The organism is Thermoanaerobacterium sp. PSU-2 (genome assembly GCF_002102475.1).
Classification (GTDB): domain Bacteria; phylum Bacillota; class Thermoanaerobacteria; order Thermoanaerobacterales; family Thermoanaerobacteraceae; genus Thermoanaerobacterium.
In genome coordinates this window covers 82031-89655 of the sequence record NZ_MSQD01000013.1, presented here as the reverse complement: position 1 = coordinate 89655, position 7625 = coordinate 82031, and the positions used below count along the sequence as shown (strand labels likewise).

General features: G+C 34.7%; 7 protein-coding genes. All 7 read left to right on the top strand.

Features of this window, described 5'->3' with window-relative positions; translation table 11 throughout:
* Window positions 1–333 (top strand): glycoside hydrolase family 130 protein (locus tag BVF91_RS10590; protein ID WP_502688659.1); only part of this gene is annotated, 333 nt, incomplete at its 5' end.
* Between the two features lie 38 nt (window positions 334–371).
* A complete protein-coding gene (locus BVF91_RS10585) occupies window positions 372–1364 on the top strand; it encodes a glycoside hydrolase family 5 protein (RefSeq protein ID WP_085113364.1) in 993 nt (330 codons plus the stop codon).
* Window positions 1365–1625: 261 nt separating this feature from the next.
* A complete protein-coding gene (locus BVF91_RS10580) occupies window positions 1626–2672 on the top strand; it encodes a LacI family DNA-binding transcriptional regulator (protein WP_085113363.1) in 1047 nt (348 codons plus the stop codon).
* Window positions 2673–2715: 43 nt separating this feature from the next.
* Entirely contained in the window at window positions 2716–4047 is a 1332-nt protein-coding gene (locus BVF91_RS10575) for an ABC transporter substrate-binding protein (protein ID WP_085113362.1), read from the top strand.
* Window positions 4044–4922 carry a carbohydrate ABC transporter permease gene (locus BVF91_RS10570; RefSeq protein WP_085113361.1) on the top strand — a complete coding sequence of 293 codons (879 nt, stop codon included), beginning with the start codon at window positions 4044–4046 and terminating at the stop codon, window positions 4920–4922. The genes BVF91_RS10575 and BVF91_RS10570 overlap by 4 nt, the downstream gene beginning before the upstream one ends.
* Window positions 4909–5745 carry a carbohydrate ABC transporter permease gene (locus BVF91_RS10565; protein ID WP_085113360.1) on the top strand — a complete coding sequence of 279 codons (837 nt, stop codon included), beginning with the start codon at window positions 4909–4911 and terminating at the stop codon, window positions 5743–5745. Before BVF91_RS10570 ends, BVF91_RS10565 begins: the two co-directional genes overlap by 14 nt.
* A gap of 23 nt (window positions 5746–5768) precedes the next feature.
* Complete coding sequence (locus BVF91_RS10560; protein WP_085113359.1) at window positions 5769–7625, top strand: beta-galactosidase trimerization domain-containing protein; 1857 nt, start codon at window positions 5769–5771, stop codon at window positions 7623–7625.

The following is a 7625-nucleotide window of genomic DNA, read 5'->3' as shown; positions in this document are numbered from 1 at the left end:
TCATCTATAGTTATATACTTATTTGTAACAGACCTAAATGATCCAAGCAAAGTCATAGCAGCTCCAGGAGGGTATTTGATTGCACCAAGAGGCGAGGAGAGAGTTGGTGATGTTTCTAACGTAGTATTTACAAATGGAGCAATTGCAAGGGATAATGGCGATGTGTACATATACTACGCCTCATCAGACACTAGAATCCACGTTGCAACTACGACTGTCGATAGACTCTTAGATTATGCTTTTAACACGCCGCCGGATGCGCTAAGATCTGTAGATTGCGTAAAGCAGAGGAAAGAACTTATTAAGAAAAATCTTCAATTAAACATGAGATAAAAAGCTTTATATTCAATAAATTTTGGGAGTTGAATTTGATGAAAAAATATGGATTTAATTTTCAGTGGATATACGTGTGGGATGAAGGTAAGTCACCTTTAAAGCCTGACTTGAAAGCTTTGGATTTTTTGGTGGAGACAGGATTTAACTTCGTAAGAATACCGACAGATTATAGATTTTGGATAAAAAATTTTGATTATTTTAATCCAGATGAAAGCGTTTTTGAATATATAGATTTGTACTTGGAAGAGTGTAAAAAGAGAAATATTCACATGTGCCTAAATATACACAGAGGGCCTGGATACTGCATTAACCGTAATGACCTTGAGAGAGATAATTTGTGGCTTGATAAAGTTGCTCAAGACGGATTTGTATACCAATGGCAGGTATTTGCTAAAAGGTACAAGGGAGTGTCAAATAAATACCTTAGTTTTGACCTTTTAAATGAGCCACCGGATATAGGACAGTACGGCATGACTCGCGAGATACACGCATCACTGATTAAGCGCACTGTTGAGGCAATACGCCAAATTGATCCTGAAAGAGAAATAGTCATAGATGGCTTAGGCGGTGGAAACATAGCGATGCCGGAGTTAGCTGATATTGGCGTGATACACAGTGGGAGAGGATATCAGCCAATGGCTTTAACACATTATGAAGCGACATGGTGGAATGGTTACAAAGGGCTGCCAATGCCTACATATCCAGATCTTGTTTGGGACGGAAAGATGTGGAATAAAGATACTATAAGAGAATACTACAGGCCATGGCGAGATGTGGAAGAAAAAGGTGTTGAGGTGCATATAGGTGAATTTGGATGCTTCAACAAAACACCAAATGAAGTTGCTTTAAGATGGTTTAAGGACCTTTTAAGTTTGTACAAAGAATTTGAATGGGGATATTCCCTCTGGAACTTTAAAGGGCCATTTGGGATCATAGAACATGGTCGCGATGGTGCCAAATACGAAGACTTCTACGGATATAAAGTGGATAGAGAGCTTTTAGATCTTCTGATAGAGAATAGAGTTTAAAATAAAGCCAAAAAGTCGGTTAAGTAAAAACCGGCTTTTTTGTGGTTATTAAAGTTCTTTAAATGGTTACTTGAATTACTTTAATTATAAACCTAACAAAATATTAAATATGGTATAAATTGTATTAGTAATCGTTATTTAATCAAATATAGCACTTAATTCAAGCAAAATCATATTAAATTCAAGTAAAAATTGCTTGAAAGTTATATAAGCATAACGTATAATTAAATTGCAAGAAAAAATTACACCGAGGTGTTTAGATTGCCGGCAATCAAGAAGAAAAAGGTTACAATGAAAGATATAGCACAAAAATTGAATATATCTGTAAATGCGGTATCGATAGCGCTAAACGATAAAGTTGGAGTAAGCGAAGATACAAAAAACCTGATTTTAAAAACAGCCGATGAAATGGGCTATTTTGACGAAAATCCGTCCTTCATCATCAAAAATCATTTTAAAAATATTTGTCTCTTGATAGAGGAGCGAAATTTTCGCGATACTCATTTTTACACAAAGGTAATACTTGGAATAGAAAATGAGGCTAGAAAAAACAATTTTGACATCTTGGTAAACTTTATGAATAAAGATGATTTTCAGATTCCTAAAAGTGTTGAAAGCAGAAAAGTTTCAGGAATATTAGTTGTAGGAACGATAAAAGATCAACACTTAAGGATGCTTTTAGATTATGGAATACCAATAGTACAAGTCGATCATTCATCATTTTTGATAAATACAGATGCAGTTTTGACTCAGAATATACCTGGCTCTTATATGGCGACAAAATATCTCATTGAAAAAGGGCATACGCAGATAGGATTTTTTGGAGAGATAGACTTTTCTCTAAGTTTCAAGGAGAGATGGCTTGGATTTAATGAAGCCATGAGAACATCAGGGCTTAATATTGACCCTATATTAAATGTAAATCCAGGGTACTGTGTAATCGGCAGCGTTGAAAAGTACGTTTTAAGCAAAAACTACAAAGAAGTGGCAAATATTATATCAAAGATGGATAAGCTACCGACTGCATGGGTATGCTCAAACGACAGTGCAGCTATAACATTGTATAATGCATTAAACATTTTAGGATTGAAAGTGCCTGATGACATTTCAGTTGTGGGTTTTGATGACATCGATATATGCAAGATTGTCAATCCTCCATTGACTACGGTTCGTGTAAACAAGGAGCTAATGGGCGTCAAGGCAGTTCAAAAACTTTTGTGGAGGATGAATAATATTAAAGAACCGTATGACCATATAAGAATGGAAGTTAAATTAATCGAGAGAGGATCTGTAAAAGAAATAAGATAATTTATAAAAAAATTAAAAATGAGTATTTATGAGGAGGGTTATGATGAAAAAATTAGCAAAAACTATCATTTCTGTGCTTCTTGTAGCTACATTGTTGAGTGGATGCGGAAGTGGAAATAGCACAAAAAATAAAAGTGAGTCGTCCCAATCAACAAACAATAAAATTATCACAATAGATTTTTGGGCTGCTCCAAATCCACCACAACAAACTTTTTGGAAGCAGATGGCAGAAGAATTTTCGAAAGTCAATCCTGATATCAAGGTAAATGTAAGTCCAATGCCCGAATCTCCAACATCTGAAGCGGGGATTCAAGCAGCTTTGGCGGGTGGTAATGCTCCTACGATTTCTGAAAACATTTCACGTGGATTTGCGGCACAACTTGTAGATAGCAAAGCGTTAGTACCGTTGGATTCTATGAATGGTTGGAATGACATTATTAAGAGCAGAAACATGACCAATACAATATCAGGATGGAAATTTGCTGATGGTCATCAATATGTTTTGCCTATATATTCGAATGCGATGCTTTTCGCCTGGAGGATAGATATTTTAAAACAACTTGGCTATAATGAACCTCCAAAAACTTATAGTCAAGTTATTGAACTTGGAAAGAAATTGAGAGAAAAATATCCAAATAAGTATTTGTGGGCAAATCCGGATTTAATTGATTCTACTTGGTGGAAGAGATGGTTTGATTTCTTTATGTTATATGATGCGGCATCAAACGGCAATAAATTCATAGAAGGTAGTAACTTAGTTGCTGATGATAAAGCTGGTGTGGCAACATTAAAATTCCTCGAGGATATGACAAAAAGTAAGCTTATATTAACGCAAAAAGCTACAGATCCTTTTGAAACAGGATTAAGTGTTTGGACAACAATTGGGCCATGGACATTTAGCACATGGAAAGATAAGTATCCAGAACTTAAGTTAAATGAAACTTATGTACTGACATTGCCTCCGGTGCCGGATGGAATGAGTACCGACAATGTAAAGACATTTGCTGACACAAAGGGGCTTGTAATATATGCACAAGCAAGTCCTGAAAAACAAAAGGCAGCAATGGAATTTATAAAATGGGTATATTCAAAGCCTGAGAACGATATGAGATGGTTTGAGATTACAAATCTTCCACCAGCAAGAGATGATGTTAATACAAACGAACAATTTAAGGAATACCTTAAAGATCATCCAGAGCTTCAACTATATGCAGCATCAATACCAAATGCAATTCCTCCAATTGATAATGCGAAATTTAATGATATTCAAACATTAATTGGACAGAAAGCTGTAAATCCGATTGTTTCAGGACAGATAGATGCACAAAGGGCATGGAACGATATGAAAACAGCTATTCAGGGGGTTCTTAAATGAAAAGAAATCATGAAAATTTGGGTTGGCTTTTCGCCAGCCCATACCTCTTGTACAGTTTAATTTTCTTTTTGATACCACTTTTATGGGCGCTGTTTCTTGCATTTACGAATTGGAATTTAATTTCACCAAGCTATGAAAAAATAGGGTTTTCTAATTTTATACAAGCTTTAAATAGCCCTAGTGTAAAAGCTGCTTTCGTTGTCACTTATAAATTTATGGTATTGTTTGTACCTATTGTTTTAATTGGCTCTCTTGTTATATCATTAATCATAAACAGTTTACCTAGATTTAAGAGTTTATTTTCAATAGGTTATTTTCTCCCATATCTTGCTTCTGGTGTTGCAACTTCGATAGTAGTAAAAGGCATTTTATCATATAATAGTGCTTTAAATATATGGCTTAGAAATACATGGAACTTAAATATAGACTGGCTTGGTTCACAAATACTTGCACCTTTAATCATTGCTATCATGATTGCGTGGAAATTTATTGGATATTATTCTCTTATTTTGACATCTGGGTTAGAAAGTATACCAGGTGAAGTATACGAAGCTGCCGCATTAGATGGTGCTACATCATTGGTAAGATTTTTTAAGATTACGCTTCCTCTTTTATATCCGGCGATGTTTACAGTAACGATACTTGCAGTTGGACTTGTATTTGGTATATTTACGGAGCCTTATGTATTAACAGGTGGGGGCCCTAACCTTGCTACAAATACATGGCAAATAGAAATATATAATCAAGCATTCAGTAGATTGAATGCCGGGTATGGTTCAGCGATTGCTATAATTGATTCTGTGGTAACATTTGTGACTATATTAGCAATACGAAAATTATTAGAAGTTTGGGGGAAAAATTATGGTTGGGAGTAAAAAAAAGAAATTTAAAATTGCATTGTTGTATATAGTTGCGACTATTATATTAATTTTGATGATGTATCCATATATATACATGATATTAAATTCACTTGCACCATGGAATCAAGTTGATAGGAAAATAATACCTACAGATTTGACGCTTAAATCCTATATATGGCTTTTACTTGGAGGAAGTGATGTAACCCCGCGTCCGTGGCTTAAAGCCTTTGGCAATAGTGTAATTGTAACAATCTCATCAACGTTATTGATGATGGTTACAGCGTTATTAGTAGCTTATGCATTGTCTAAACTGGTTTTTAAAGGCAGCAAGACAATAAACAATATTATTATGTTTCAGATGTTTTATCCATCTATTATTCTTTTAATACCCACGTTTTTAATTGTAAGAAAACTTGGATTGTATGACACTTATTTAGGAATGATCATTCCAAAATCTGTTAGCTTGTGGGCAATATTTATGTATACAAATTTTTTTAAAGCGATACCAAATGAGATAATTGAAGCTGCTAAGATAGATGGTGCAAGCGAACTTAAAATACTTTTTAGAATTGTTTTACCAATGTCGAAATCTATAACTACAATTATCTTTTTATTTTTATTTATGGAAAGATGGGTTGAACTATTGTGGGATATGCTTGTTGTCCATAATCAAAATTTATTAACTCTCAATGTTATGTTAGCGCAGATGTTTGGGCCTTATGGTGCATATCCTGGTCCGATGTATGCAGCATCTGTAATTTTGACATTACCGATACTCGTGCTATTTATAATATTCAGCAAAAATTTTAAAGAAGGAATTCAGTTTGTTCTTAAATAAATTGATGAATCGGAGGTACTTTAATGACGGACTATTTTCACAAATTCATAATAGGTGCTAATTACTGGCCAAGAAATTATGGCGTTGACATGTGGAAGAAATGGAATAAGGAAGAAATCAAAAATGAGTTTATGGAGGCTAAATCATTAGGACTTGATGTAATGAGGATAAATCTCTTGTGGGAAGATTTTCAGCCACAGCCTGATATCATATCGGAAGACGCGATTAAGAAATTTGATGAACTTATTGAAATATGCCATGATGTGGATATTAAAATTGTCCCTACGTTTTTCGTAGGACACATGAGCGGAGAAAATTTCGATGTAAATTGGAGAAATGGCAAAAGCATATACAATGACTCTTTCATGTTAAGGCATGAGGTAAAACTCGTCGGCTTTTTTGCAGAAAAATACAAAAATGAAGATGCAATTTTATTCTGGGATCTTTCCAACGAGCCTGACAACTATGTTAAAACAGAGTCAAGACACGATGCATGGCTGTGGAATTATATACTGTCTAATGAGATAAAAAAATACGACAAAAATCATCTAGTGACATTGGGAATTCATCAGGCGTCCCTTCTTTCAGACAATAAATTTTACCCAGAGGATTTAAGAGAAGGCAATGATTTTTTATGTATGCATGCGTATCCTATTTACACAGATACATGTATTGACCCTGTGAATTCCATAAGAAGCACCTACATTGCGCCATTTGCATCGAAGCTTACTAAAGCTCTGGGTGGTAAAGATGTTTTGTTTGAGGAATTTGGCGCTACCACACTTATGATGTCGGAAGAAATCGAAGGTAAATACTACAAAACGGTTTTGTACAGCCTATTTGCAAATGAATCATTAGGCGCAATAGCATGGTGCTTTGGAGATTTTACAGTTGGAAACAAATTGCCCTACAACACAACACCTTTTGAAACGCACTTTGGCATAACTGCATTTGATGGCAGGCCAAAGCCATCAGGACTTCAAATAAAAGCTTTTTCAGAATTTATAAATAAAATTGAATACGATGAATTAATCCCCAAAAGTTGTGATGCAGCCATAATTGTTCCTGATAAGTATTATAATGCATTGTTTGTTGGCGATGATTACACACCGGAAAGAAATTTCAGAATACTTTTAAATAGCTTTATACTTGCAAAAGAAGCTGGCTTAGATGTAGAGATGGTAAAAGCTTCTGATATAGATTTTAATAGATACAAGATGCTGATACTTCCATCGGCATATAGGAAGGGACATTTAACACACGATCAGTGGATGAGGATAGTTGATTATGTAAAAAGCGGTGGTACATTATACGCATCTTATGATGGGATTGCCGTTGAGAGATTTGACGAAGTTTTTGGCATTGAAACACAGTATTCAATGGTGCCGAAGGATAATACCGCTTCAATTTATATAGAAGACAGAAAGATTAAGTTAAATTACAGCACACTTAAATTTAATAAGCATTTAATCGCAAAACCTACGACATGTAGTGTGATTGGATACGACAATGAAAGGAATCCCGCAGTAGTCATAAATAAATTCGGTAAAGGCAATGCAGTCTTTGTAACGTACCCTATCGAACTTTATTTAAGCTACATGCCGGACGTATATAAAGACGATAAAACTTATGAAATATACAAATTGGCAAAAGAAATATCAAATATAAATCCGAAGATAGAAGCGGGATCGCCATTCGTAGAGGTCAAAGAATTTAAGTACAAAGGTAAAGAACTTGTAATATTTATTAATCATGAAGATGTTGATGTGAAGATTGATGCGAACATTTCTGGAAGAGTGAAAGATATAATAAGCAATAAAGAATTTGATTTGGAAAATTTCGTGATAAAAGCCGATGAAGCAGTTGCATTTTTGATGTAG

What these genes read in the sequence shown, in the direction of transcription:
- BVF91_RS10575 (WP_085113362.1), top strand. Translation starts at nt 2,716, where the DNA reads ATGAAAAAATTAGCAAAAACTATCATTTCTGTGCTTCTTGTAGCTACA.
- BVF91_RS10560 (WP_085113359.1), top strand. Translation starts at nt 5,769, where the DNA reads ATGACGGACTATTTTCACAAATTCATAATAGGTGCTAATTACTGGCCA.
- BVF91_RS10585 (WP_085113364.1), top strand. Translation starts at nt 372, where the DNA reads ATGAAAAAATATGGATTTAATTTTCAGTGGATATACGTGTGGGATGAA.
- BVF91_RS10565 (WP_085113360.1), top strand. Translation starts at nt 4,909, where the DNA reads ATGGTTGGGAGTAAAAAAAAGAAATTTAAAATTGCATTGTTGTATATA.
- BVF91_RS10570 (WP_085113361.1), top strand. Translation starts at nt 4,044, where the DNA reads ATGAAAAGAAATCATGAAAATTTGGGTTGGCTTTTCGCCAGCCCATAC.